17 protein-coding genes, 1 pseudogene and 2 CRISPR repeat arrays are annotated in these 25,652 nt (G+C 71.7%); of the genes and pseudogenes, 7 read left to right on the top strand and 11 right to left on the bottom strand.

Features of this window, described 5'->3' with window-relative positions:
• Window positions 1-79: 79 nt before the first annotated feature.
• Window positions 80-859, bottom strand: a complete 780-nt coding sequence (locus ACFVGY_RS15210; RefSeq protein ID WP_385676490.1) for an esterase/lipase family protein — start codon at window positions 857-859, stop codon at window positions 80-82.
• 221 nt (window positions 860-1,080) lie between these two features.
• Here ACFVGY_RS15210 and ACFVGY_RS15205 point away from each other — a divergent pair, with 221 nt between their 5' ends.
• Window positions 1,081-2,118, top strand: a complete 1,038-nt coding sequence (locus ACFVGY_RS15205) for a rod shape-determining protein (RefSeq protein WP_360622425.1) — start codon at window positions 1,081-1,083, stop codon at window positions 2,116-2,118.
• Between the two features lie 154 nt (window positions 2,119-2,272).
• Here ACFVGY_RS15205 and ACFVGY_RS15200 read toward each other — a convergent pair whose 3' ends face one another.
• Entirely contained in the window at window positions 2,273-2,725 is a 453-nt protein-coding gene (locus ACFVGY_RS15200) for an Lrp/AsnC family transcriptional regulator (RefSeq protein ID WP_385676487.1), read from the bottom strand.
• Window positions 2,726-2,795: 70 nt separating this feature from the next.
• Here ACFVGY_RS15200 and ACFVGY_RS15195 point away from each other — a divergent pair, with 70 nt between their 5' ends.
• Both ACFVGY_RS15195 and ACFVGY_RS15190 read left to right on the top strand, forming a co-directional pair.
• Complete coding sequence (locus tag ACFVGY_RS15195) at window positions 2,796-3,503, top strand: LysE family transporter (protein WP_385676485.1); 708 nt, start codon at window positions 2,796-2,798, stop codon at window positions 3,501-3,503.
• 17 nt (window positions 3,504-3,520) lie between these two features.
• A complete protein-coding gene (locus ACFVGY_RS15190; RefSeq protein WP_385676482.1) occupies window positions 3,521-4,870 on the top strand; it encodes a carboxyl transferase domain-containing protein in 1,350 nt (449 codons plus the stop codon).
• A gap of 61 nt (window positions 4,871-4,931) precedes the next feature.
• On the opposite strand, the gene ACFVGY_RS15185 is transcribed toward ACFVGY_RS15190, so the two are convergent.
• On the bottom strand, window positions 4,932-6,224 hold the full coding sequence (locus ACFVGY_RS15185; protein ID WP_385676479.1) for an MFS transporter: 1,293 nt from the start codon (window positions 6,222-6,224) through the stop codon (window positions 4,932-4,934).
• A gap of 214 nt (window positions 6,225-6,438) precedes the next feature.
• Here ACFVGY_RS15185 and ACFVGY_RS15180 point away from each other — a divergent pair, with 214 nt between their 5' ends.
• From ACFVGY_RS15180 to istA, 4 genes and pseudogenes are all read left to right on the top strand, one after another.
• Window positions 6,439-7,608, top strand: a complete 1,170-nt coding sequence (locus ACFVGY_RS15180) for a glutamate--cysteine ligase (RefSeq protein WP_385676476.1) — start codon at window positions 6,439-6,441, stop codon at window positions 7,606-7,608.
• A 231-nt stretch (window positions 7,609-7,839) separates the two neighbouring features.
• Window positions 7,840-8,937: an NAD(P)/FAD-dependent oxidoreductase gene (locus ACFVGY_RS15175; RefSeq protein WP_385676473.1), complete on the top strand. Its 1,098-nt coding sequence runs from the start codon at window positions 7,840-7,842 to the stop codon at window positions 8,935-8,937.
• Window positions 8,934-9,824: an RNA polymerase sigma-70 factor gene (locus ACFVGY_RS15170; protein ID WP_385676470.1), complete on the top strand. Its 891-nt coding sequence runs from the start codon at window positions 8,934-8,936 to the stop codon at window positions 9,822-9,824. Before ACFVGY_RS15175 ends, ACFVGY_RS15170 begins: the two co-directional genes overlap by 4 nt.
• A 1,039-nt stretch (window positions 9,825-10,863) precedes the next feature.
• Window positions 10,864-12,127 (top strand): annotated as a pseudogene (gene istA / locus ACFVGY_RS15165) (IS21 family transposase).
• 69 nt (window positions 12,128-12,196) lie between these two features.
• Window positions 12,197-14,546: a CRISPR direct-repeat array (repeat unit 28 nt; unit sequence GGACCATCCCCGCGGGCGCGGGGTCCAC).
• Between the two features lie 18 nt (window positions 14,547-14,564).
• Here istA and cas2e read toward each other — a convergent pair.
• The 8 genes from cas2e to cas3 all read right to left on the bottom strand — a co-directional run bounded on the left by cas2e (window position 14,565) and on the right by cas3 (window position 24,327).
• A complete protein-coding gene (gene cas2e / locus ACFVGY_RS15160) occupies window positions 14,565-14,873 on the bottom strand; it encodes a type I-E CRISPR-associated endoribonuclease Cas2e (RefSeq protein ID WP_385676467.1) in 309 nt (102 codons plus the stop codon).
• Window positions 14,870-15,877 carry a type I-E CRISPR-associated endonuclease Cas1e gene (cas1e, locus tag ACFVGY_RS15155; protein WP_385676464.1) on the bottom strand — a complete coding sequence of 336 codons (1,008 nt, stop codon included), beginning with the start codon at window positions 15,875-15,877 and terminating at the stop codon, window positions 14,870-14,872. Before cas1e ends, cas2e begins: the two co-directional genes overlap by 4 nt.
• Window positions 15,878-15,883: 6 nt before the next feature.
• A complete protein-coding gene (cas6e, locus tag ACFVGY_RS15150) occupies window positions 15,884-16,639 on the bottom strand; it encodes a type I-E CRISPR-associated protein Cas6/Cse3/CasE (protein WP_385676671.1) in 756 nt (251 codons plus the stop codon).
• 5 nt (window positions 16,640-16,644) lie between these two features.
• The gene (cas5e, locus tag ACFVGY_RS15145) at window positions 16,645-17,442 is read right to left on the bottom strand and encodes a type I-E CRISPR-associated protein Cas5/CasD (RefSeq protein WP_385676461.1); all 798 of its coding nucleotides are present in this window, start codon (window positions 17,440-17,442) and stop codon (window positions 16,645-16,647) included.
• Window positions 17,439-18,593: a type I-E CRISPR-associated protein Cas7/Cse4/CasC gene (gene cas7e, locus ACFVGY_RS15140; protein WP_385676458.1), complete on the bottom strand. Its 1,155-nt coding sequence runs from the start codon at window positions 18,591-18,593 to the stop codon at window positions 17,439-17,441. Before cas7e ends, cas5e begins: the two co-directional genes overlap by 4 nt.
• 121 nt (window positions 18,594-18,714) lie before the next feature.
• A complete protein-coding gene (casB, locus tag ACFVGY_RS15135) occupies window positions 18,715-19,320 on the bottom strand; it encodes a type I-E CRISPR-associated protein Cse2/CasB (protein ID WP_385676455.1) in 606 nt (201 codons plus the stop codon).
• Window positions 19,321-19,462: 142 nt separating this feature from the next.
• Window positions 19,463-21,169, bottom strand: coding sequence for a type I-E CRISPR-associated protein Cse1/CasA (casA, locus tag ACFVGY_RS15130; protein WP_385676452.1), 1,707 nt, complete (start codon window positions 21,167-21,169; stop codon window positions 19,463-19,465).
• Window positions 21,170-21,441: 272 nt separating this feature from the next.
• Window positions 21,442-24,327 (bottom strand): CRISPR-associated helicase Cas3', encoded by a 2,886-nt coding sequence (gene cas3, locus ACFVGY_RS15125; protein WP_385676449.1) that lies wholly within the window; start codon window positions 24,325-24,327, stop codon window positions 21,442-21,444.
• A gap of 207 nt (window positions 24,328-24,534) precedes the next feature.
• A CRISPR array of direct repeats spans window positions 24,535-25,172; the repeat unit is 29 nt; unit sequence CGGACCATCCCCGCGGGTGCGGGGTCCAC.
• Between the last annotated feature and the right edge of the window lie 480 nt (window positions 25,173-25,652).

Genomic DNA, 25,652 nt, shown 5'->3' with positions numbered 1-25,652 from the left:
GCTGCCCCCCCCCGCGGGGCGCCCCCCCCCCGCGGGGGGCCGGCTGTCCCACACCCGGGCCCCCGGGGGGGTGGCCCGGCTACCCCGCAAGGAAGGCGAGCACCCCGGCCGAGGTGACGTCGTCGCCCAGCAGGTCGTTGTGGCCGAGGCAGCCGACCGCCGTGTTCGCCGCCCCGGCCAGCGGGACGCTTCCGTCCGGGTTCACGACCTCGTCGCAGTCCGAGCGGAAGGTCGCGTACCGTACCGCGCCCGGTGTCTCGTCGCCGGAGTTCAGGTTCCGCACCACGTACGAATTCGGCGTCATGTCCCGGCACGCCTGGTCCCACAGGGCGCAGGCCGACGCGGTGGAGGTGCCGTGGTGGGGACCGGCCAGCGAGACCCAGCGGTCCACGGCCGCGGTGCCGCCGCCGTACTTGACGTACCAGCGGCTGACGAGCGAGCCGAACGAGTGCGAGACGACGTCCACCCGCTCGGCGCCGGTCTGCCGGCGGACCTGCTCCACGTACGCGCCGAGCTGCCCGGCCAGGACCTCGTTGACGGACCGGTGGGTGTCGTAGCCCCAGGAGAAGAGCTCCGCGTCGGTGTACCCGGCGGCGCGGAGGTCCGCGCGCAGGGAACCCCAGACGCCGGGGTCGGCGTTGTAGCCGTGGACGAGGACCACCGGGCGGTGCGCGGGAACCGCCGGCGCGGCGGCGGCGCGGGCGGTCGGCAGCGGCACGAGGAGCACCGCGCCGATCGCGACGGAGAGGACGACGGAGAACCCGGCGGAAAAGCCGGCGGGGAGGCCGGCGCGGAGCGTCGCACGGAGCGCCGCACGGAGCGTCAGGGATGCCGTGGGTTCCTGGCGGCGCGTCAGCATCGGGTCCCCCATACCTTGTTACGCGCGAGTAGCGCGGACGGTGCGGGCATGGTGCTGCCTGTCGGTACAGAAATCCACCCCCGTGCAGCACCTCCCGCCCCGTGTGGCGCACCCCGGCTGGAGCATTCCAACGGGCGCCATGCCCCATTCGCCCGAGAAGATATGAAATGCAACCGGCAATCGCCGGTCTTCCAGCATCAGCGCTCTCGGGAGGATCTGCCGTGACCGTCAGTCTTGAGCAGTTGCGCCGCTGCCACGTCGCCGTCGACCTCGGGGCCGCCAGGACCCGCGTGTACGTCAAGGGCGCCGGCCTCGTCGTCGACGAGCCCAGCGCGGCCGCCGTCAACACCCGCACCGGCGCGCTCATCGCCGTCGGCAGCTTCGCCGAGCGGATGACCGGCCGCACGCCCGACTACATCCGGGTCGTCCGCCCCGTCTCCGGCGGCACCGTCGTCGACATCGACATGGCCCAGCGGATGCTGCGTCACCTGCTCGGCGAGAAACTGCGCCGCGCCCTGCGCCGCAAGCCCCGGCTGCGCGCCGCCGCCTGCACCCCGCACGACGCCGACCCGCTCGCCCAGCGGGCCGCCGTGGAAACGATGGTCGGCCTCGGCGCCCGCCGCGTCGAACTCGTCGACACCCTGATCGCGGCGGCCGTCGGCTGCGGCCTGCCCGTGGAGCAGCCGACCGCGACGATGATCATGGTGTGCGGGGCCGCCGCCACCCAGGTCGCCGTCCTCTCCCTCGGCTCGATCGTCACCGCCCAGCGGATCCCCGTCGGCGGCGAGGCCATCGACCACGCCGTCGTCCAGCACCTGCGCCACGCCCACGAGCTGATGCTGCCCAGCCAGGCCGTCCGCCCCCTGCAGCTGGCCCTGCACGGCAACGGCATCACCGACGAGGGCCCCGCCTCCACCCTGATCCACGGCCGCGACGTGGCCACCGGCCTGGCCCGCTCCGTCCACGTCGACACCGCGGCCGTCCGCGACGCCATCCACACCCCGCTGACCGCCGTCCTCGACGGCATCGGCAAGGTGCTGCGCGACTGCCCGCCCGACCTGGTAGCCGACCTGACGGACCGGGGGATCATGATGGTGGGAGGCAGCGCCCTGCTGCCGGGCCTGGACCAGATGCTGCGCGACGCCACCGGCATGCCCGTCGCCATTGCGGAGAGGCCGGACGTGTGCGCCGTGCTCGGCCTCGGCGCGATGCTCGAAGGGAAGATCGCCCCCATGGTCCTCAACCCGCTGACCGGCTGACCCCTGACCGGCTGACCCCTGACCGGGAGTCCATTGGCCCCGTAGGCCCCGTAGGCCCCGTAGGCCCCGTAGGCCCCGTAGGCCCGTAGGCCCGGCGGGCCCGGCGGGACCCGTGAACCACATGGCTCCCGTGGGCCCCGTGAAGGGCGGCCGGTCAGGCGGTGTTCGGGCCGGACGGCGGCCTCTGCGCCGCCCGCAGCGCGAGCCGGGTGCTGGACTGCGCCACTCCGGCCTCCCGCTTGAGGCGGCGCAGCAGGGTGTCCAGCGCGGCCGGGTCGGCGGCCCGGGCCCGTACGAGGTAGTCGTACTCCCCCGTCACGTGCACCACCTCGGTGATCCCCGGCAGCCCTGCGACGCGCTGCTCGAACTCCTCGTTGGTGGTGTCGTGGCGGAGGGTGAGGTCGATGAAGACCACGAGCCCGCCCCGGGTGTCGGCGGCAGGATCGACGATGACCGTGAACCCGCGGATCACCCCGTCGCGCCGCATGCGCCGGACGCGGTCGGCGGCGGCGTTGGCGCTGAGCCCGACACGGACGCCGAGGTCCCGGAACGAGATCCGCGCATCCTGCTGCAGGATGCCGAGGATTTCCCTGTCTAGGCGGTCCATACCGCGATTCTCGCAGCGGCGGCCGATAATCGCCGCCGCAGCCGCCACCGCGCACCGCACCCTGCCGGGCATGACGGAACTACTGACCCCCGCCCTGGCGGGCACGGTCGCCGGGCTCGGCGTGGCGATGCCGATGGGCGCGATGAGCGTGCTGCTGCTCCAGGAGGCGATGCGCGACCGCCGCACCGCCGTGGCCGCGGCGGCCGGCATCGCGGCCGTGGACCTCGGCTACGCGGCCCTGGCCACCGCGCTCGGGCCCTGGGTGGCCTCCCACGTGGCCCCGGTCGAGGCCTGGATCCGGCTGGCCGCGGCGGCGGTCCTGCTGGCCATCGCCGCACACGGCCTCCGGGCGGCCGCCCGGGAGCCGGGGCTCGCGGCTCCGGATCCCGTGACGGAGCCCTCGGCTCCGGATCCCGCGGCCCCGGACGCCGGGCACCGGGCGGACCGCGATACCGGCCGCGGCACCGGCGGTGGCACCGGCGGTGGCCGCGCCAAGGCCTTCGCCCGCTACGTCGGCCTCACCGCCGTGAACCCCACCACCGCCCTGTACTTCGCCGCCCTCACCACCGCCCAGGCCGCCACCCTGCACACCGCCGCCTCCGCCGCCGCCTTCCTCACCGGGGTCGCCGCCGCCTCCCTCCTCTGGCAGCAGGCCCTCGTCGCCGTCGGCGCCCTCGCCGGACGCAAGGTGCCCGCCCGGCTCCGCGTGTGGAGCTTCCGCCTCGGCTACGGCCTCGTCGCCGCGTACGCCGTAAAGGTCGCCCTCCCGCTCCCGTAGCCCCCTAGGGTGACCCCGTGACGACCCGCCTCTCGGCCCGCGCGGCCATCGCCTCCGTGACCGACCCCGGAAGCTTCGCCGAACTGCCCGCGCCCCCGCGGGAGTCGGCCGCCGACGGCCCGCTGGCCTGGACCGGGTACGACGCCTCCCGGGCCCGTGCCGCGGAGCGGACCGGCGAGCAGGAATCCGTGGTCGTCGGCACCGCCCTCGTCGGCCGCCGCCAAGCGGTCCTGATCTCCTTCGAGTTCGGCTTCCTCGGCGGCTCCCTCGGCCAACGCACCGGAGACCTGCTCGAAGCCGCCTACGCCCACGCCCGCGAGCGCCGCCTCCCGCTGGTGTCCCTGATCGCCACCGGCGGCTCCCGGATGCAGGAGGGCATGCTCGCACTGGCGCAACTCCAGCGCGTGGCCCGCCAGTCCGCCCTGACCCGGGCCGCCGGGCTCTTCCAGATAGCCGTCCTGCGCGATCCCACCACCGGTGGCGGCTGGGCCACCCTCGGCGCCGGAGCGGACGTCGTCCTCGCCCTCCCGGGCGCCCAGGTCGGCTTCGCCGGATCCCGGGTCCGGCCCGCCGACGCCGACCCGGCGGCCTACACCGCGGAGAGCCAGTACGCCTCCGGGCACGTGGACGCGGTGGTGGAACCCGCCCGGCTGCCCGGCCTGCTGGCCGACTGGCTGCGCGTCCTGGCCGCGCCCCGCCAGGCCGGGCCGGTCGAGCCGCCGGCCGCACTGGGCCGCGTACCCGGCGGACTGCCCCCGGCCGGCGGCTGGGACGCCGTACGGCAGGCCCGGCACCCCGGCCGGCCGCGTGCCGAGGCGTACCTGGCCGCGTACTTCACGCTGCACCTGCCCCTGTCCGGGGACCGGGCCGGCGGCACCGACCCCGGAATCCTGTGCGGCTTCGGCCTGCGCGAGGGCCGGGCCGTCGCGTACGCCGCCCAGTGCGGCACGGCGACCCGCCCGGCGGGATACCGTACGGCCGCCCGGCTGATCCGGCTCGCGGACCGGCTCGGCATCCCCGTCCTGACCCTGGTGGACACCCCCGGCGCGGCCAACGACGCCGCGGCCGAGCGGGCGGGGGCCGGCCCGGCCATCGCGGACGCCTTCGCCGCGGTCGCGGCGGCCACGGTCCCGGTCACCACCCTCCTCATCGGCGAAGGCGGCTCGGGCGGGGCCCTGGCGCTGGCCGCTCCGGGCAACACCTGGGTCACACCGGACAGCTACTTCTCCGTCATCGCCCCCGAACTCGCCGCGGCCATCCTCAAGCGGCCTCCGTCCGAGGCCCCGGCCACCGCCGACCAGCTCCGCATCCGCCCCCAGGACCTCGTGGCCCTGGGCGTCGCCCGCGGCATCGTCGGCCCGGCCTGAGGTCGCGGGCGTGCCTGAGGTCGCGGGCCGGCCTGAGGTCGCGGGCCGGCTCGGGCTAGAGCTAGGGCTGGGGCGAGCGGGCGTCGTAGCGGGCGAAGCCGCGCCAGCGGGCGGCCAGCAGCGCGAGGACCAGGACGCAGGCGAGGCCGCCGCCCGTGATCGCCACCGTCGGGGAGGCGAGGTCGCCGACGGTCCCGGCGAAGAAGTCGCCGAGCCGCGGCCCGCCCGCGACGACCACGATGAAGACGCCCTGGAGGCGGCCGCGCATCTCGTCCGGGGTGGCGGCCTGCATCATCGTGGAGCGGAACACCATGGAGACGGTGTCCGCGCAGCCGGCCACGGCCAGGAAGAACAGGCCGAGCCACAGGTTCCGGGTGAGGCCGAACACGGCGACGGCCAGCCCCCACGCGGCCACGGACAGCAGGATCGCCAGCCCGTGCCGCCGGATCCGGCCCTGCCAGCCGGAGAACAGCCCGCCGAGCAGCGCCCCGACGGCGGGGGCGGCCGCGAGCAGGCCGACGGTGGTGGCGTCGCCGCCGTACCAGAGCACGGCGACGGCCGGGAACAGCGCCTTGGGATGGGCCAGGACCATCGCGGCCAGGTCGGAGAAGAAGGTCATCCGGATGTTGGGGCGGGTCCCGAGGAACCGCAGCCCGTCGAGGACGGACGCCCTCCCCCGCGCGCCGCCCTGCCGGTCGGGCAGCATCGCGGGCAGTCGCCACATCGCGTAGAGCGCGGCGGTGAAGCTGATGGCGTCGATCAGGTACGCGCCCTCGTAGCCCCAGCGGCCGACGACGAGCCCGCCGAGGACCGGGCCGAGCATGGCCCCGGAGGTCATCGTCACCGAGTTCAGCGCGTTGGCGGCGGGCAGCTGCTCGGCCGGCAGCAACCGGGGGATCATGGCGGACCGGGCGGGCCCGTTGAGGGCCCCGCAGACGGCCTGGAGCGCGACGATCGAGTACAGCAACCAGACCCGGTGGTAGCCGAGCAGCGCGGCACCCGCCAGCAGCACCGACAGGCCGGTCAGGCCCGCGGAGCTGTACAGGCCGAGCTTGCGCCGGTCGACGGTGTCGGCGATGGCGCCGCCGTACAGCCCGAAGACGACGAGCGGGACGAACGAGAAGAGGCCGACGAGGCCGACGGCGAAGCTGGAGCCGGTGATGTCGTAGACCTGGAGCGAGATCGCGAGGACGGTCATCGCCTGACCCATCCAGGAGACGGTGCCGCCGACCCACAACCGCCGGTAGTCGGGCGAGGTCCGCAGCGGGGTCAGGTCGGCGAATAATCGCGAGGAGCGCCGCGGGGACGCGGACCCCGGGGCGGGCGTGGGCGTGGGTGCGCTCGTACCGGTCACAGCGGATGATAACGAGCGGCCGCCCGCGGCCGACGGACCGGAGGGCCGCCGTTCGCACACCCGCAACAGTCGCCCCACGTGGATCCGCGGTTGCAGGCCGCGCGGATTCTTGCCGGTAACTCGCCACTGCTGCAAGACATTTGACTGAATCGACTGGCGCTCGCCGCCTGGTGTCGGCTCATGATGAAACGACTCGTATGTCCAGGGAGGCGTAGTGATCGAACCTGGCAACAGCACCACGAGCACCGACAACACGGGCAGCACCGTCAACGCGGACAACGACGTCCACGCACCCCTGACGGTCGGGGTCGAGGAGGAGTTCCTCCTCGTCGACGCCCGCACCTTCCGGGTGGTCCCGGCCGCCCCCCGTGTCCTCGAAACCGCCGCGGGCCTCCCCCACGAGGTCCACGCGGAGGGCACCCGCTACCAGGTGGAGATCTCCACCCCGGTCGCCGACTCGGCCCCGAAGCTGCGCGAGGAGCTGGCGGCGCTGCGGCGCACCCTGTCCCGGGCGGCCCGCGCCCACGGCTGCCGGCTGCTGGCCGCGCCCTCGCCGGTCATGGCCGTCGAGGGGCCGCTGCACCTGACCGACGACGAGCCGCGCCAGCGCGAGCAGCACCGCCGCTTCGGCGCGCTCACCGACACCCTGGTCAGCTGCGGCCGCCACATCCACATCGGCACCTTCGACGTGGACACGGCCGTCGCGGTGTCCAACCGGGTCAGACCGTGGCTGCCCACCCTGATCGCGCTGGCCGCCAACTCGCCGTTCTGGGGCGGCCGTGACACGGCCCACGCCAGCTGGCGCGCGATGGCCTGGTCGGGCTGGCCCTCGGCCGGCCTGCCCCCGCACTTCACGTCCACGGCCCACTTCCGGCGCTCGGTGCAGACCCTGCTCGGCTCCGGGGCGGCCCTGGACACCAAGATGGTCTACTGGGACCTCCGCCCGTCCGGGCACTGGCCGACGCTCGAGATCCGGGCGCCCGACATGTCCTCGGACATCGACACCGCCATCCTCCAGGCCGAACTGGTCCGCGCCCTGGTGGCCACCGTCCTCGGGGACATCGCGCAGGGGCGCCCCGAGCCGGTCGTACGGGACGACGTCCTGTACCTGGCCCGCTGGCGCGCGGCCCACGACGGACTGGAGGGCTTCGGCCTGGACCCGTACACGGGGGCCGAACTCCCGGCGGCGGACCTGGCGGAGGCCCTGCTCGACCTGGTGGCCCCGGAGCTGGCCGCCTGCGGCGAACTGGACCACGCGGCGGAAACCCTGGGGCGCCTGCTCCGCGACGGCTCGGGCGCCCACCGCCAGCGCGCGGCGTACGCACGCCGCCAGGACCTGAGGGACGTCCTGCGCCACCTGACGGACGAAACGGAGAACGTCTGACCCACCCGGGCCGCAGGTGCAATCGTTTCCGCACCTGCGGCCTGCGGTGGGTGGGGCAGGCCCCGACCCCATGGGAGGGCGTATCCGGCCCGTTGAGGGCATCGGCGAACGGTGGTCTGTTCGTCGACGAGCGCCAGATCCGCGAGTGATGCAGGTCACTCGACTCGCCCGTCACAAACACGAGGTCGGCTCCATCCCGTGTGTGAACTCGTTGCACAACAGGAGGCACACATGAGGGTCCTGGTGGTGGGAGCCGGTTACGCGGGGACGATCGCGGCGAACCGGCTGGCCAAGAAGGTGACGGCAGCGGAGATTACGGTGGTCAACCCCCGTCCGGACTTCATCGAGCGGGTGCGGCTGCACGAGCAGGTCGCCGGAACCGGAACCGCGGCGACCCCGCTGACGTCGATGCTGAACGAGAGGGTCGCAGCGCGGAGGGGCACCGTCGACAAGATCGGCGACGGCCAGGTCACTCTCGACGACGGGGCGAGTCTCGACTTCGACTACCTGTTCCTCGCGGTGGGCAGCACGGTCGCACCGCTGCCGGGCACCGTTGCGGTGGGGACCTGGGAGGGCGCCCAGGAGGCGCGGGCCGCGCTGGCCGGACTCCCCGGCGGGAGGGCGGTCACCGTCATCGGTGGCGGACTGACGGGCATCGAGACGGCGTCCGAGATCGCCTTCGGCCGACCCGACCTCCGCGTGCGGATCGTGGGACGGACGATCGCCGCGAGCCTCTCGGCAGGAGCGCGGAAGCGTGTGCGCACCGGCCTGGACCGCTTGAACGTGGAGGTCGTGGAGGACTCCGTCGCGCAGATCGACCCTGGCGCCGGGGAGGAAGGAGGCGACCTGGTGCATCTCCACTCGCGCCGGCAGTTCGCTTCCGACCTGACGCTGTGGGCGATCACCGGGACCGTGCCCGACCTGGCCGCCCGCAGTGGACTGGAGGTGGATGCCGACGGGCGTGCGGTGGTCGACGAGCATCTGCGCAGCGTGACCGACCCGCGGATCTTCGCCGTCGGCGACTGCGCAGCGGTTCCCGGAGCCCGCGCGGCCTGCGCGACGGCCATGCCCCAGGGTGCACACGCAGCGGATACGCTGGCGCGGATGATCCAAGGTCGTGAGCCCGAGCCCTACTCCATGGGGTACAGCGGACAGGCGTTGAGCCTGGGCCGGCACGACGGGTTGCTGCAGGCCAGCCGCAGGGACGACACCGTGCGGCGGCTCTACTTCGCCGGGCGCACCGCGGCCGTGCTGAAGGAGCGGGTCTGCCGCTACGCGAAGTCCGGCACCCTCACCGCCACCTACGCCTGGCTTCAGGGGCCGAAGTGACCGAGCAGCCGGATCCTGCGGACGAGTTCACCAGGCACAGGGCTCTGCTGTTCTCGATCGCCTACGAGATCCTCGGGTCGGTGGCCGACGCCGAAGACGTCCTTCAGGACAGCTACCTGCGGTGGCGGTCGGTGGACCGCACCTCGGTGGAGAACACGCGGGCCTATCTGGCGAGGATCGTCACCCGGCAGGCGCTCGGCGTACTGCGGTCGGCCGTCCGACGGCGGGAGCAGTACGTGGGCCCGTGGCTGCCCGAGCCGCTGGTGACCGACGCCGCCGGCGACGCGCCCGACGGCATCGACCACGTGCTCACCGGCGAGGCCGTGACCACGGCGATGCTGCTGGTGCTGGAGGCCCTGACCCCTGCCCAGCGCGCGGTTTTCGTGTTGCGCGAGGTGTTCGGCTTCGACTACGGGGAAATCGCTGCCGCGGTGGGTAAGTCGGAGGCTGCGGTACGGCAGTTGAACCAGCGCGCCCGCAGCAGCGTGCGAGCGAGGCGACACACCGCGGTCGCCACCCCCGCCGAGGCGCAGCCGGTCGCCGAACGGTTCCTGACGGCGGCCGCGACCGGTGACGTCCAAGGCCTCATGGACCTGCTCGCACCCGATGTGGTGTACCTGGCTGACGGCGGCGGGGTCGTGAACGCGGTGCGGCGCCCCGTGGTCGGGCCCGACAAGGTGGCCAGGCTGCTCCTCGGGCTCCTGGCCAAGGGCGCCCGCATGGGCGAACTCGACGTCCGCATCGGCATCTACAACGGGATGCCCTCCCTCGCGGTGCTCATCGACGGCGAACTCGATCAGGTGACCTCGGTCGAGATCCGCGGCGGGGCCGTGACGGCCCTCTACTGCGTCCGCAACCCGTCGAAGCTCACGGCGGTCAAGGTGTGACCCGCGCCCCTTCAAGGCCGAGTTCACAAATGGGACGGGGATGCCGGCAATGCCCAATTCCCCCGTCTCCCCCCTCACCAAGAGGAGTTCGGGGCAGCCGAGCGGACGCGGCGGGACGCGGAGAAGGCCAAGCTCGCCGCATGCCGGCCTTTCGGAAGATCACCAGCACTTGCTTTACCCAGCAGAGCATCCGCCGGACCCTCAGGGCCGCCCTGAACACCTCCATCGCCCAGCAGCCGCTGACGTTCAAGCCGGCCGCGCGCGTCGAGCCGGTGTCGCAGAGACGACCCAAGACGCAGCTCTGGATCGGGGAGCGGGTGCGGCGATGGCGTGGGACGGGTGTGAAGCCCAGTCCTGTGATGGTGTGGACGCCGGCTCGGGCCGGCACTTTCCTCGACGCGGCGAAGGGCGACCGGCTGTACGCGTTCTTCCACCTCATCGCCTCCGCGGGCTCCGGCGCGGCGCGAGCACCGAACACCAGAACGGACCATCCCCGGGGGCGCGGGGTCCACCAACGGGCGTGCCGCCCTCGGGGCGCATGGTGACCGGACCATCCCCGCGGGCGCGGGATCCACATGAACGCGGAGAGGTTGTTGTCCTCGTACCACGGACCATCCCCGCGGGCGCGGGGACCACGGCTCGCCGCAGGTGATGGGGTAGACCTCGCACGGACCATCCCCGCGGGTGCGCGAGGTCCACACGTAGGCAATCTCGTCCACCGCGAGAATCACGGGACCATCCCCGCGGGCGCGGGGTCCACCCCCCGCACATGGCGGCGGCCCGGGCGGCGCCCGGACCATCCCCGCGGGCGCGGGTCCACACCGAGCCGCCCAGGGTGACAGCGTAGGTCTGGGGACCATCCCCGCGGGCACGGGGTCCAAAAAACAGTCCCGGCCCAGGAAGGGACCCATGGGCCTGGGACCATCCCCGTCTCGGCAACGGGTGAAATGAGGGCCACGGGCGGCGGATCAAAAGCAGGCCACTCTCGGATCTCTTGATCATCCTGACTTCACTGGTCTGAAGTCAGGAGGAAGCGAGGGTGATCCAGGTGGAGGACTGGGCTGAGATCCGTCGGCTGCACCGGACCGAGGGGCTGTCGGCCCGGGCGGTGGCCCGGCAGCTGGGGATCTCCCGGAGTACCGTGCTGCGGGCGCTGGCCTCGGACCGGCCGCCGGTTTACCGGTGGGCGCCGAAGGGCTCGGCGGTGGACGCGGTGGAGCCGGCGATCCGGGAGTTGCTGAAACAGACCCCGACAATGCCGGTCACGGTGATCGCGGAGCGGATCGGCTGGGAACGCGGGCTGACGATCCTGCGCGAGCGGGTGCGCGAGCTGCGGCCGGCCTATCTGCCGGTGGACCCTGTGTCGAGGACGGTCTATGAGCCGAGCGAGTCGCGCAGTGCGACCTGTGGTTCCCGCCGGTCGACATCCCGCTCGGCTACGGTCAGGCGGGCCGCCCACCGGTGCTGGTCATCGTGTCCGGCTACTCGCGGGTGATCACGGCCCGGATGCTGCCCTCGCGGACCACCGCCGATCTGATCGACGGCCACTGGCGGCTGCTGACCGGCTGGCAAGCCGTGCCGAAGACGCTGGTCTGGGACAACGAGACGGGCGTCGGCAAGGGCAGGCTGACCAGCGAGTTCGCCGCGTTCGCGGGCCTGCTCGCCACCCGGGTGCACCTTTGCCGGCCGCGCGACCCGGAGGCGAAGGGCCTGGTGGAACGGGCCAACGGCTATCTGGAGACCAGCTTCCTGCCCGGTCGCGTCTTCACCGGCCCAGGCGACTTCAACGCCCAGCTGACCGCGTGGCTGCAGGTCGCCAACCGGCGCCACCATCGCGGCATCGACGCTAGGCCCGTCGACCGGTGGGAGGCCGACCGCGCGGCGATGCTCACCATCCCGCCGGTCGCCCCGCCGAACTGGTGGCCGCTTCGCACTCGCCTGGGCCATGATCACTACATCCGCCTGGACACCAACGACTACTCCGTCCATCCCCGGGCCATCGGCCGTGTGGTCCAGGTCCGCAGCAACACCGAGGAGATCACCGTGACCTGCGGCGACGACGTGGTGGCCCGTCACGCCCGCTGCTGGGCCGCCACCAGTCGATCACCGACCCCGAGCACGCCGCGGCTGCCCGGCGCCTGCGCGAGGAGGTCTGGCAGCAGCAGACCGCCCGCGCACACGCCGCCCGCGCCGCGATGACGGCCCCGGACAGCCTCGGCATCGAGGTCGAACAACGCGAGCTCGGCACCTACGACCGCATGTTCACCCTCATCGAGGGCGGCGCCGGGAAGGAGGACACCTGATGCCCCGCACCGCCACGGCCGCCACCACGGCTGACGCAGCCAAACCCGACGGCCAGACGGCCAGGACCGCGGACCATCCCCACGGACGCGGGGTCCACTGGTCGGCAAGGCACACAAGAAGGCCACCAAACGGACCATCCCCGCGGGCGCGGGGTCCACGACCGGCTCAGGTACTTCCGGACGTGGTTCTCCGGACCATCCCCGAGCGCGCGGGGTCCACACCAGGCTCCAGTGCACGATCTCTAGGCGGGCCGGACCATCCCCGCGGGCGCGGGGTCCACGTACCACAGACCCCTCCCCGAGAGTCACGTTGACCGGACCATCCCCGCGGGCGCGGGGTCCACGACGAGGGGTGACCCGCCCTGTCGGCCTGCGCGGGACCATCCCCGCGGGCGCGGGGTCCATCCGCAGTACACGGTGCAGGAGACCTCGAAGCTCGGACCATCCCCGCGGGCGCGGGGTCCACCACCACAGATCCTTGTGCCGGGTGAACAGGTTCGGACCATCCCCGCGGGCGCGGGGTCCACTCACCCGCCGCATCACCGCTCTGCGGGACCGGAGGACCATCCCCGCGGGCGCGGGGTCCACGGCCGGACCGGGGCATCGCTCAAGTGGGGACACGGACCATCCCCGCAGGCGCGGGGTCCACGAACTTCGTCAGGAACGGGCGAGACTGCCCGCGGGACCATCCCCGCGGACGCGGGGTCCACGACGACGACCCGGACGTTCCGCCGGCCCCGCCCGGACCATCCCCGCGGGCGCGGGGTCCACAGCACCTCACGCGGCACGCCCAGCGTGGACATCGGACCATCCCCGCGGGCGCGGGGTCCACCGAGTGACCGGGCACTCGCTGGCACCATGCGCCGGACCATCCCCGCGGGCGCGGGGTCCACTACCAGAGCGTGTATGACAACCACTACGGCCCGGGACCATCCCCGCGGGCGCGGGGTCCCCCGGTCGGTGATCTCGACGGCCTTGCCAGCCTCCGGACCATCCCCGCGGGCGCGGGGTCCACCCGCCGATGGTCGGGGCGAGGAGCGCGGTGGTCGGACCATCCCCGCGGGCGCGGGGTCCACGCCCAGGTGAGCAGGTCGAAGGCGTAGTAGCCCGGACCATCCCCGCGGGCGCGGGGTCCACCTCCGGTGCCATCCCCTAGGTATGGAACACCGCGGACCATCCCCGCGGGCGCGGGGTCCACCCGGGGATGCCGGCCACGCGCCAGCGTTTGCCCGGACCATCCCCGCGGGCGCGGGGTCCACTCGAACGGGGTCGGCAGCGGCGTCATGTCGAGCGGACCATCCCCGCGGGCGCGGGGTCCACCAGTCGGGGTTCGGGGCGCGTGTGTCGAACGCCGGACCATCCCCGCGGGCGCGGGGTCCACGTCCAGTCGACGCCTGGCACGCCGGTAGGACAGGGACCATCCCCGCGGGCGCGGGGTCCACATCTGCTGAACAGCCATGTCTTCCTACCTCTACGGACCATCCCCGCGGGCGCGGGGTCCACCACGACGTCGCGGACGTCCAGGAGTCGTACGCCGGACCATCCCCGCGGGCGCGGGGTCCACCAGCAGGTGGCCGACGCCCTCGGGCGGGCCTACGGACCATCCCCGCGGGCGCGGGGTCCACAACTGCACCTCCATCAGCCGATCACCCCCCGGAGGACCATCCCCGCGGGCGCGGGGTCCACGGACGATCCGATACGCCCACCAGCACGCCACGCGGACCATCCCCGCGGGCGCGGGGTCCACACGATGAACAGCGCGCACGTGGCGGACGCCCGCGGACCATCCCCGCGGGCGCGGGGTCCACCGAGGCATAAGAAGAACTAATGGACAAGGCGCCGGACCATCCCCGCGGGCGCGGGGTCCACGCTGGAGCAGTCGGAGTAACCGACCTGCCAGCGGGACCATCCCCGCGGGCGCGGGGTCCACCGCCTGGCGCGCGTACCCGAGCACCACCCAGGCGGACCATCCCCGCGGGCGCGGGGTCCACCTTCTTCCGGTGCGTTGCACCCATGGTGCGTCCCGGACCATCCCCGCGGGCGCGGGGTCCACGCGTCGGTCATGGTGGGCATGGGCTATCCCCTCGGACCATCCCCGCGGGCGCGGGGTCCACCCCACGACCGGGGCGGAATACATGCTCGACAGCGGACCATCCCCGCGGGCGCGGGGTCCACGTGTACCGCTCCACCGTGATCAGGGCGGAGCGCGGACCATCCCCGCGGGCGCGGGGTCCACTCGCTCGTCGCCCCCATCGCCAGCGTGGGCAAAGGACCATCCCCGCGGGCGCGGGGTCCACCACCTGATGAGCGCGACCACGGGCCCGATGCTCGGACCATCCCCGCGGGCGCGGGGTCCACCTCGGGGGCGCATGGCTCGGCTTCCTGGTCGGCGGACCATCCCCGCGGGCGCGGGGTCCACACTTTCTGAGCTGGGGCTTTATTGGCCCGGGTGGCTGTTTTCGTTTAGTTGCTTTTGGGGGCGGGCGGAGAGGATCAGCCCGTCGAAGTCGACGGGCTGCCAGCGGTCGCGGCCTGCGGTGCGGACGGCCCAGCCCTGTTCGTTGGCGGCGGGTTCGATGAGGATGGCTTGGCCGTCGCCGATTCTGGTGGCTAGGAGTTCCCAGAGGCGGTCGCGGATGCGGCGGCTGGGATTGCCGACGAACACGCCGGCGCTGGCCTCGACCATCCAGCGCGTGAGGTGTCCGCGGAGGCCGTCCGGGGCCGCGATGAGGATGATGACGGTCATGGTGTCGGCTCGGCCTCGTTGAATTCGGGTCCGATGACCGCAATGTGGTTGTCGGTCATTCCATGTGCCGAAAGATCCGCGTGGCTGGCGTAGTTGGTGCCGCCCTGGACGGTGCCGAGGTGTTCGTCCCACAGGAGGTTCGCTTCGGGGTCTTCGAAGTCCGTTCCCTCGGGGGTGAGGAGGTTCTTGATGTCGGTGACGATGCGGCCGAGGAGTTTGTCGCGGGCGATGAGGTCGCGGAGGCCGAGTCGAGCGTCGCGTTCCTCTGTGAGGCCTTGCGCGGCGAGGTCGAAGGCGAGCGGGATGGTGTATTCGGCCTTGTAGAGGTCCGCGATGTCCAGGACGAAGGACGTGGCTTTGCCGGTGTGGACGAAGCCGAGTCCCGGGCTGGCGCCGAGTCCGGTGATGACGGCGTGGCAGATGCCGTAGAGGGCGGCGTTGGCCGCCGATAGCAGGCGGTTGAGGTCGTCGCCTGCCGCGAAGGCGTCGCCGGCCTTGTAGACGCGACCGTTCCAGGTGACGCCGGTGCGGGCTGCCTGGGCGCGGTAGTACTTGCGGATGCGGGTGCCTTCGCGGCCGCGGAGTTGCTGCATGGTGAGGGTGGAGACGTCCTCGCCGGGGAAGCGCATGCCGTACATGGCGCGGGCGACAGCGAGGCGCTCCTTGGGGCGGGTGACGAGCCAGGCCTGGCGGTGGAGGAGGCCCGCGCCCCGGCTGGGGCCGAGGCCAGCCGCGTACATGCGGACGCCTTGCTCGCCCACCCAGCACACGGTGGTGCCGGAGTCGGCGAGCAGGCGGATGGCCCCGTGGGTGACGCGTGTGCCTGGGCCGAGGAGCATGACGGCCACCATGGCTGCGGGGACCCGGACCGTTTGCCGCTTGTTGATGATGACGACGGCGTTCTCGTCACGGTCCAGGTGGCTTCGTTCCACGTAGATGCTGGAGACGCGGTCGACGAGGCGATGCAGGTCGTGGGGGTCGGCCTTCCACCAGATGTCGGGCACGGGTGGTCATTCCCTTTCAGGGAGCGGGGCGAGGGTGAGCAGTCCGCATCCGTAGGCCTTGGAGGGGCCGATGCCGGCCAGGAGGTGTTCGGTGAGCAGGGCGGGGTCGGTGATGCGCAGGCGTCCTTCGAAGGTCACGGAGCTCATGACAACCTGGGATTCCTTCGTGGTAACCGGCCCTTTGCCGAAGGAACGGCGTTGGCGGGTGGTGATGCGGATGTCGCGTGGGCGCTCCTCGTCGGCGTTGTGGGTTCCGTCCAGGTGGGGGGCGGGGGGGACGTCGAAGCCCCACCGTGCGGTGCGGGTGAGGAACCAGTCGAGTTGGGCGGCGGCGGTGCGGTGGCCCAGGCGGAAGCCGCGCCGTCGGCCGCCGGCGTCGATGCGTGTCTGTTGACGCGCGGTGGGTTTGTCGGGGCGGCTGGTGTTCTGGACAGGGTTGGCGGTGAGGCGGAAGGCGAAGCTGCGGCCCGGTGCCAGCTGCTGCAGGAGCGGGGCGTAGTCGCGTACGGCGTAGTGCTCGCCCTCGGCGCCGGGCCATCCTGCCGCTTCGACGAGGTGGGTCCAGTCCGGTTTGTCGGTGGTGAGGACGAACAGGTGGGGGCGGTGGGGATTGTCCGGGTCGAGCCGCCACAGGGTGCGTGCCTGTTCGGGCAGGCCGGGGAGGCCGCCTTGGACGGCGGCGTGCATGGCACGCGGGCTGGCGAGGAGTCTGCGGCTTTCGGCGCGCAGGGGGTTGATGCGGATGCGGGAGAGGTAGGGCATGTCGGTCACCAGCCCAGGAGGGCGAAGGGGTCGTGGCCGCCGGTGTTCCGGGGGCGTGCGGGGTCGGGTGTGAGGCCGGTGGGGGCTTGGAGGTAGGTGTGCCGAGTGTGTCGGGTCGTGAAGGTCCGACCCTTGGGGGCGAAGGACAGGGGGACGTCGTCGCGGACTTCGTCTCCTGCCGGGTCTTCGAGGGTGGCGGGCAGGTCGATGTGGGCTGCATCGCCGTTCTCGCGTCCCCACCGCTTGCGTACAGCGGGGGCGGCCTGCCAGGGCTCCGCACGCAGCACGTCCTCGAGCGTTCCGGTGCGCTGCCCCAGGGACAGGGGCTGTGCGGGTACGCAGGAGCGGCGGCCCAGCGCAAGGGGGAAGGCGGGGTGGCATACCGCGTGTTCAAGGGTGCTGATGAGGCCTTCAGGGCCTTCCACCGCCGCAAGGAAGATGGCGTCCTGGAGGTAGAACCGCTGGGTGATGTGTGTGTGCTTGGCAGGTGAGGTGGGCTTCTGCTGGCCCTTGGCGGTGACGGCGGCGGAGAGGAGCGGCTGGCCGCGGTAGTCACTCACGGTGTGGTAGTCGCGCAGGATGCTTCCGGGTTGGTCGATGCGGATGCCCAGTCCAAGCCCGGCAAGGTCGTCCAGAGCCGCGTAGCGCGAGCGGCCGGCGGCTGCGGCGAGGAGACCGACGATCCCGGATTTCGTGGGTTCGGGTCGGGTTTCGCGCCGGTTGAAGGTGCTGCGGTCCCCCCATGACTGAAGCGGGCCGGCAAGCCGGAGCAGGAGGACGGAGCTTCGGTCGGGGGCGGTCACGCCCGGGCCCCCAGGGCGGTGGTGATGCGGGCGCGCAGGGTGGCGCGCAGGTCGGAGAACGTGACGGGTTCACCGAAGGCCTGGGCAAGAGCTTCGGCGGTGTCCTTGGTGCGGGGCTCGCGAGTGGTGAAGGTGTGGCTGGCCGCGCCGTAGAGCGGGGCGTCGCCCCATACCCGTGTGGCGGTGATGTGTTCCTCGGCAAGGCGGCGGGCGGAGTTCGCCTGGATGCCGGCTTCCGCCGCGACGGGCTCCTCGAAGGCGGAGACCAGGTTGACCGGCTGGTCGGTACGTACGACGACCGCCACGAGGCTGGGCCGGGTGCGGTGGGCGAACGAGTTCTGGTAGCCGGTGGGCACGGACAGGGCGAAGCTGTCGACGAACCGGTCGAGAGCGTCGAGGGCAGCTTCCGTGTCACCACCGAGGTTGTCGGTCAGCTGGACGAACCCGACGGTGGCGTAGCGGTAGAGGGTGGCGGAGTTGAAGCCGATCGTGCCGATCATTCCGGCGCCGGTCTCGTCCTTCTCGTTCTGGTCGTCGACGGCGGTGAAGTAGTCGAATTCGAGCTGCGTCTCGTGGGTGGAGAGCGCGTGGGCGACCTGTACGGCGGCATCGACGTTGAGCTTGGGGATGTCGGCGACCATCCTGCCGAACAGGGCGACGCCCATGGGGTGCCCAGTCGTGAAGGTCTCTGCGACGGGCAGTTCCTTGGCCGCCTCGGCCAGGGCCTTTTCGTCCAGGGCTGCCAGGTCGGCGGCGCGGTCGTTCACCAGAGCGGCGACCGCATCGAGCTGGGCGTTGCCGTAGAAGAGGAGGTACGCGGTGTCCCCGGCCTTCTTGCCCTGACTCAGACCGAGCTGGGCGAGCAGAGCAGCGGCGATCCGTCCGGCGTCGTCACGATCCAGGCCGGTGTTGCCCGAGATCCGGGTGACGAGTTCGTTGGTGATGCGCTTGGTCCGGGTGGCACGCTCGGGCTCAGGGGCCTGGGCGTCGAAATGCCGGCGGGACGCCCGCTTCCACGCCTGGGAGGAAACGCGGGAGCGGCGGACTCCACCGTAGACGGCTTCCTTGGGGTTCCCCTGGTCGTCCCGATTGAGGTTGGCGGGCGGGACGGTCTGGACGACGTGCACGTCGATGTAGAGGCGCTGGGTCATCGGATGGCTCCAGGTCGGATGAGTGAGCAGTGCACGGCGGCCTGCGGCCGCCACGCGCGCGAACGGAGGGAGGGACGGCGGGAGGGCGTCTGCGTCAGGCGGACACCGGACTTGCTGTCTGTCAGCGGCTGGACTGCGGAGATGCCGTCTTCTGGGTCCAGGCGTAGTAGTCCAGGCCCCAACGGCGGCGTACGCGGGAGCGGGACTCGGGCCGGTTCCAGTGGAGGATGTCGGAGGCCAGTCGGTTGTAGTCGAGGGGCTGCTTGATGTCCCGGAGCTGGGTGACCAGACCGCGCAGCCGAAGCTGGAGCGCTGGCGCCGACGTCGCGGAGAACGTCTGTTGGAAACGGGCGTCGACTGCCGCCTCGCTGGTGCGGTCGTGGCGCCGGAGCTCGAGCACGGCCCGACCGAGGCCAACCCCATCACGGTGCATCGGCCGGTCCTGGCTCTGCTGGTGCAGTCCGTAGAGAGCGAGCGCCGTGTGCTCGGCTTCCTGTGCGGCGGAGACCTCCCCGCGGCGCGCAGCGAAGTCGTCGACCGGACAGGTGTAGAACGGGAACATCTCCAGCACGGTTCCGGCGGGGCGGCCCAGCCCCCTGCGCAGCACTGCGAGGTCCTCCCCGGGCGGGCGTTTCTCCGCCGCATTGCCGGTCTTGCGGCGCCAGGTGCCGTCCGCGGCGATGTAGCGGTGCCAGATTCTCTGCTTCGTGTGGTCTTCGTCGGTCATGACCGTGTCCAGACGTGATGAGGGATTCTGTGTCACAAAGGGCATGCGGGGACGCCCTGGAGGGCATGGCCCAATCGCTCGCTCCGGCCGGCCGAGCACTAAGGGCTTACGACGCCTCGAAAGGGCCCGTGGCGTGTGGCGCCTACTCGTTGTCGGGATGGGCGCCGTTGCGCTGAAGGGCGTCGGCCCGGTGGAGGATTTCCGCACGGCGCCGGAGGAAAGAGGCCTCGGCCAGCGGGACGCGATGCGTACGCTCCGGCTTCCCTTCTCCCTGGGAGGTGCTTCGCCCGGCGAACGCTCCGACGGGCACTGCCAGCAGGAGACGGTCAGCGATCTCCCAGCTCCGGCGCCAGGCGAGTTGTTCCCATGCGAGCTGGCCGGCTTCGATGCGCTCCAGGTCCTCCACTCCCCTCATCCCCGTCAACAACCGTCGCACCAGGGGGTCCAGGGCGTGCAGGACGAGTTCGCCGGGGCGCTGCCCCTTGTCCCAGGGGATCGGTTCGGTGCCCAGCGCGCGCCGCAGATCGGCTGAGAGATGATTGACCGCTGCGGCCAGCTGTTCTGCTTGTTCGGCTACTTCGAGGAGGGCGGAGCGGACGTCACTGTCGGCGTCGAGGGCGGCCAGCGGCAGAGGCAGCGCGTCGAACATCACGTCGTCGATGACGGCCGACTGGTTGCCGTACGCGACACCGAAGAGTTCCACACGCAGCGGATAGGCCCCGCCCAGCTCAGGCACGAGACCGCCGGCCTGGTCCAGGACCTTGCTCGTGGCGAACCCGCTCGTCTTCTCCCCGGCCTCGCGAGACTGCCGCTCGGGCGCCAGGAGCGCATCGAGCCCACGCCATGCGGCCTTCCCCGGCTGCAGGCGCAACGGACGGCGCGACGACGTGGTGCGGCCTCTGTCCTGTGCCGGGTTCCTGCCGCCGGTCGGTTCCACGCGCCACATGGTGTGTGGCTCGGTCTCGGGCGTGTGCGGCATCCGGTCCCCCGCGGCGACCAGGACCCGGGTCACCCGCAGGCCTTCATCGGTCGCTTCCGGAAAGAGCCTGATCCGGCGGGACTGCCAGGTCCACAGGTCCAGGAGCCCCTCGGGGGCTCGCGTCTGCCACTGGGGGGTGCTGGCCGGACGCGGCTCAGCGGGATCTCGTCTCTTCCACTGCGGCAGGTCGGTCGACGCCGGTGGTGCTCCGACCGGGATGTTCAGTAGCAGCGTCTCGAACAGAGTTCTGCCGGCCAGTAGGGTGACACCCATCTGCCCGAGGGGCCCGGTCGGGTTTCCCGTGGTCTTTCCTGCCTTCGCCTGCGGGTCGCCCACGGCACCCGTTTTGATCGCTGCGGTGTCCCAGCACTGCGTGTGCAGCAGCCAGTGCGCCGCCTGCGCCGGAGTCAGCGAGAAGGCGTCGCCCTCCGTACGCGAAGCGAACAGGGGTACGTTGTTGCCGGTAGCCGCCGTCGCGACGATCAGGCCGGCATTCTTCGTCTCGCCCTTCGCGGTGGACAGCCCGGCGACCTGACCGAAGGGCTGCACCGGATCGAACAGGTCGAACAGTCCTCGGTGCGCGTCCAAATATTCCTGGAGCTTGCGACGCTGCTCCTGCGACCACTGCCCTGTGGAGTACCAGTTCATCCACTGGCGCTCATCGGCCGGGCGGCCCAAGGCAGCGAGGACCACGGGGAGCAGGACCTGCCGGAACACGGCCGGCTTCTGCGTGGGGATCTCCACCACTAGGTCGCCGAACTCGTGCGCCTCCAGGAGCGCCGTACGCAAGGAGCGTTCCTGTGCCGGTTCTCCCGTGGCCGACGGTAAGAGCAGCCAGGGATCGTCCGTCAAGGAAAAGCCATGAGTCATCAGTACCCCTTGATGGAATCTCTTCTGTTTGAAGCTAGCAGTGGCGTTGGGACGCGCGCGCGCTTTCTCCACAACCAGCTGCGACAATCCGGTAGTTGACCCCGCCTGCGCACAGCCAGGTCCGCGCTGCGGGGATGGTCCCCTCTTCTGTTTGCATCACGGATCGGGGTTCACGTCGTCCCCGCACCGGGCGGGGTACCGAGCCGCCGGGCTCCGGCCCGGCGGCTCACTACGCCCGTGAGGCAACTGCCGACGCGATCGGCCACGAGCCCCTACACCTGCCGGAGCCCGAACTCTTCGTCGTACGACACGGTGAAGTCGCCCACGCGGGCTCTGCCTGAGGCGTCCAGCACCAGAGCACGGCTCCGTCGCAACCACGGGTGCCCGTGCCAGCCGGGCAAAGGTCGCAGTTCCAGAGCCGGTCGTGTGAGCTTGGAGGGCAGCCGCACCATCGAGCCCAGCACCTCGTCCAGCACGTCCGGTGCCACATCTCCGTTGACGCTCAGGGCTCGCCCCGTCAAGGTCCGGAAGACTGCGTCACCCTCATCTCGGACCACGAGAACGACCTCGACGGATTCGTCACCATCACGCACGGCCGCTCGCAGCGAATCCTCATCGCCGCCCGCAGTGGATCCGCCGTAGTGCAGACCCGCCAGTGTCCGGCGCTCGTGCTCACCGTGCGGAGTCAGTAGGAACTGTCGTGCCACTTCGGCGCGGGCACGATCCCGGTCGTTGTGCTCCCTCCCGGCAGCCTCACCGGCTTCCTGCCACGCTGCGGGCAGCAGCGACGCATCCGTCCCGTACACGCTCTCCACCAGCCCGGGTACGTCTCCCGGAACCGACCACTCCTTGCCCGCACCGGGCAGTACGGCAGCGGTCCGCAGTAGCAGGTGGCGCCCGTAGATCATCTCGCTGGCGAACACGAAGGCCGGCTCACGGCCCGCGCACGGCTGGAAACCGGTAACGAACGCCTTCGGCGTGCGCAGCCGTCCCGGGCGCCACGTGCCTTCGTGCCGGTGCAGCCGTCCGATGCGTTGCAGGAGGAGGTCGACGGGGGCCAGATCCGTGACCAGCAGGTCGGCGTCGATGTCAAAGGACTGCTCGGCGAGCTGAGTCGCCACCAGGATCAAACGTCCGCCGCGGGGCCGCGGCGTCCGTGGGCCCAACAGACGCAGGCTCTCCTCCGTCAGATCGGCACGCCGGGCAACCGTGAAGCGGGCGTGCAGGAGGCGTACTTCGGCGTCACCGAACCGCCCGCACAGTTCCTCGTAGACACTCTGCGCCCGCGCAACGGAGTTGCGGATGACAAGCGCGGTCCCTCCGCCAGCGAGTTCGTCCGCCAGCAGATCACCTACTCCGGCATCCGCCTCGATCTGCAGCCGCTCCCGTTCTGCACGCGTGGATCGTGCACCGGGCATCGCCTCCGGCATCACGTGCACCGCTACGGGGAGGTCCTCGCGCCAGCTCTCCGTCGCGTCCACATGGAACTGCGCCTCCCCAGAGACGGGCAGCCACGCGGTCGTGACACTCGGATAGCCTTTCGGCGCCGGAACGTCCGCCTGGAACTCCTCCCGTGACGCCGCACCGGCGAGGTACGCCTCGAACAGTGCTTGCCGCTGAGCGGGGGCAAGAGTCGCGGAGAGAACGATCACGGGCACCCCCGACTGGCCCAGCCAACGCAGCGCTTCCGTCAGGAACTGACTCATGTACACGTCGCACGCGTGGACTTCGTCCAATACCACGACCTTGCCGGCAAGTCCGGCCATCCGCAGCATCACATGTCGCGTACGGGTGGCCGCGTACAGGAGCTGATCGACGGTGCCCACGACGAACGGGGCCAGCAATCCGCGCTTCGGCCCGAGGAACCACTCTGCGGGGGCGGTCCGCTCCTGCTCGCCGCACACTTCGGGCTCGACACCGTAGGGGTCGTCGTCCATCCCGAACTCGTCGACTCCGCGAAACGCCTCGCCCACGGACGCTCCCGCGTTCTCCAGCAGAGCTTTCCACTCGCGGTTGAAGGCCCTCTTGCCGTGCAGCAGTACCACCCGGGACGCGAGGTCCGGGTCGATGGCCTCCAGCCACCGCCGGGTGCGAGTGAACATGGGGTCGCTGGTCGCCTGGGTCGGCATCCCCACGAAGACACCGTCCGCCCCGAACCTGGCCGCCAGGACTTCCGCCGCCGCCTGAGCAGCCTCCGTCTTGCCTTCCCCCATGGGAGCCTCGATCACCATCAGTCCCGGACCGCCCATGCTGCGCGCAGCATCGACAACCATGGCCTGCGACGGCCGCGGCGCGTATCCGAACCGGTCACGAAGCGCTTCGGGCATCGGAACGGGCAGGGCCCCCCAGCCCCGCTGGAGTCCCAGTGCCGTCCACGCCGACGCCGCCCGTTCACGGGAAGCATCCAGACCCACCTGCTCCAGGTCATCCATGCCTTGGAAGAAGCGCTCGTCGCTCGCGATCCAGTCGGCCATGACCACCAGACCGCTGAGCTGCAACTGCAGTGCCCTCGACGGGACCACCACAGGCTGCGGCTCGCCGAGGTCCCCGAACCCCAGCTCCCGGGTGAACACATCCAGCACCGCTTGCTGAACCTGGCGCCAGAGTCCCCTCCCCCTCAACTGCCCCTTGGCCGTCCTGGGCTCCTGCACGTCCCGCAGCGACGGAAACGCACCATGATGCCCCGCCACCAAAGGCCACACCCAGTCCACCTGCTCCGGGGCCCAGCCAGCCGAGGTCAACAGCTCACGCACCATCAACCCCCCGGCCCAGTCGTGACGCCAGCGCTTCTGGCTCTTCACCCCCGCCACAGAAGCCGACTCGACCCAAGTCAGCCCCGACCGTCGCACCGCCTCCGCGCCTTCGGACCACAGACGCTGATGTGCCGGCGTCGCCTTCCCACAGTCGTGGACCCCGCACAACCAGGTGAATAACCGTCGCCCGCGCCCAGGCCCACCGGCGATCTCATCCAGAGCCGAACGCGTAGAACCAGCCAGGAAGTCTGCCCATAACAACTCGGCAACCGCAGCAGTGTCCAGGAGGTGCGCCATCAGAAGACTCGTGGTGCCCGCGGCCCGCTCCCGCGACTTCCCCCACAACACCTCCAGGGCCGTCACAACGGAGGGCTCATACCGTTCACGCAGCTGCTGTACGTCCACTGGACCTCCACGCACTCGTCCGCAAAGCACCAGAGAGTAGAGACCGCCACTGACAACACGACCTGAACTACGAAAACCGAACCCCACCCCTGACACCTTGAGCCCCGAGGAGACCAACACCAACACCGACGGACAGCAGCCAGTCATCCTCAACCACGGCCCCCATTGCACAGGCGCACCAACGGCCACCTGCGCTTCCCTACCCGAAGGACCATCCCCGCGGGTGCGGGGTCCACGCGGCGGCCGGAGACATGTCGTCGTGCGGAATCGGACCATCCCCGCGGGTGCGGGGTCCACTTCGTGCTCACAACGGCCTTCACCGGCCTGCGCGGACCATCCCCGCGGGTGCGGGGTCCACACTCCGTGTAGCCGCGTCGCTCCATCATCGCCGGACCATCCCCGCGGGTGCGGGGTCCACTGCTCGCGCAGCTCCGCCGCCCGGGCGTCGATCGGACCATGCCCGCGGGTGCGGGGTCCACGGTGGAAGGGTGGGGAAGCCGCGGCAGATTTCCGGACCATCCCCGCGGGTGCGGGGTCCACCCCGCGCTGGAGGCTGGGTGGTCCTGCCCGATCGGACCATCCCCGCGGGTGCGGGGTCCACTCCGGCGTCGTCTTGGTCTTCCCTCGAGTCGTCGGACCATCCCCGCGGGTGCGGGGTCCACCTCGACGTCGAGTCCGCGCACCCCTTCGGTGTCGGACCATCCCCGCGGGTGCGGGGTCCACCCCGGCGGGGTGATCCCGATGTCCCGCAGGGCCGGACCATCCCCGCGGGTGCGGGGTCCACAGGAAGAGGTGATGGGCCTGGTACGCCCACCGGGGACCATCCCCGCGGGTGCGGGGTCCACACTTCCTGAGCTGGGACTCTACCGGGCCAGGTGGCTGTTCTCATTTCCTTGCTTTCAGAGCGAGCGGCATGGGTCAGCCCGTCGGTGATTCGGGTGGCCAGGAGGTCGAGGGATATCCCGCCCTCACCTCGCCGCTTCCACCCGCGCTGCACGCGGAGCGTCGGCCTCGTGGACGCGAAGGTGAAGTCCCGAGGCAGCAGGGCCGTTACCTCGCGTTTCCAACCGGCCCTCTTCCATGCTCGTGGTGAGCTCTGCGGCGAAGGCTTCGTGGCGTGTGTGGAGCACCCGATAAGGGCCGAGGGCGCAGCAGGCTTCGGCAGGGATCGGGCTATCCGTTGCCGCCACTCGTGCCGCGACTTCCGCGGTCGGTTGCCGGCTGGGCAGCTGGCGCGGCTCGACCGGCGGGGTGAGGCCGGCAGCAACAGCCTGACGGATGGCCCGAAGCTCAGCCAAGTAGGCGAGGGTCGGTCGGTTCCACGG

Source organism: Streptomyces sp. NPDC127106 (assembly GCF_042677605.1).
Classification (GTDB): Bacteria; Actinomycetota; Actinomycetes; order Streptomycetales; family Streptomycetaceae; genus Streptomyces.
The sequence above is the reverse complement of the archived record's forward strand: the minus strand, read 5'-3'. Positions and strand labels throughout refer to the sequence as shown.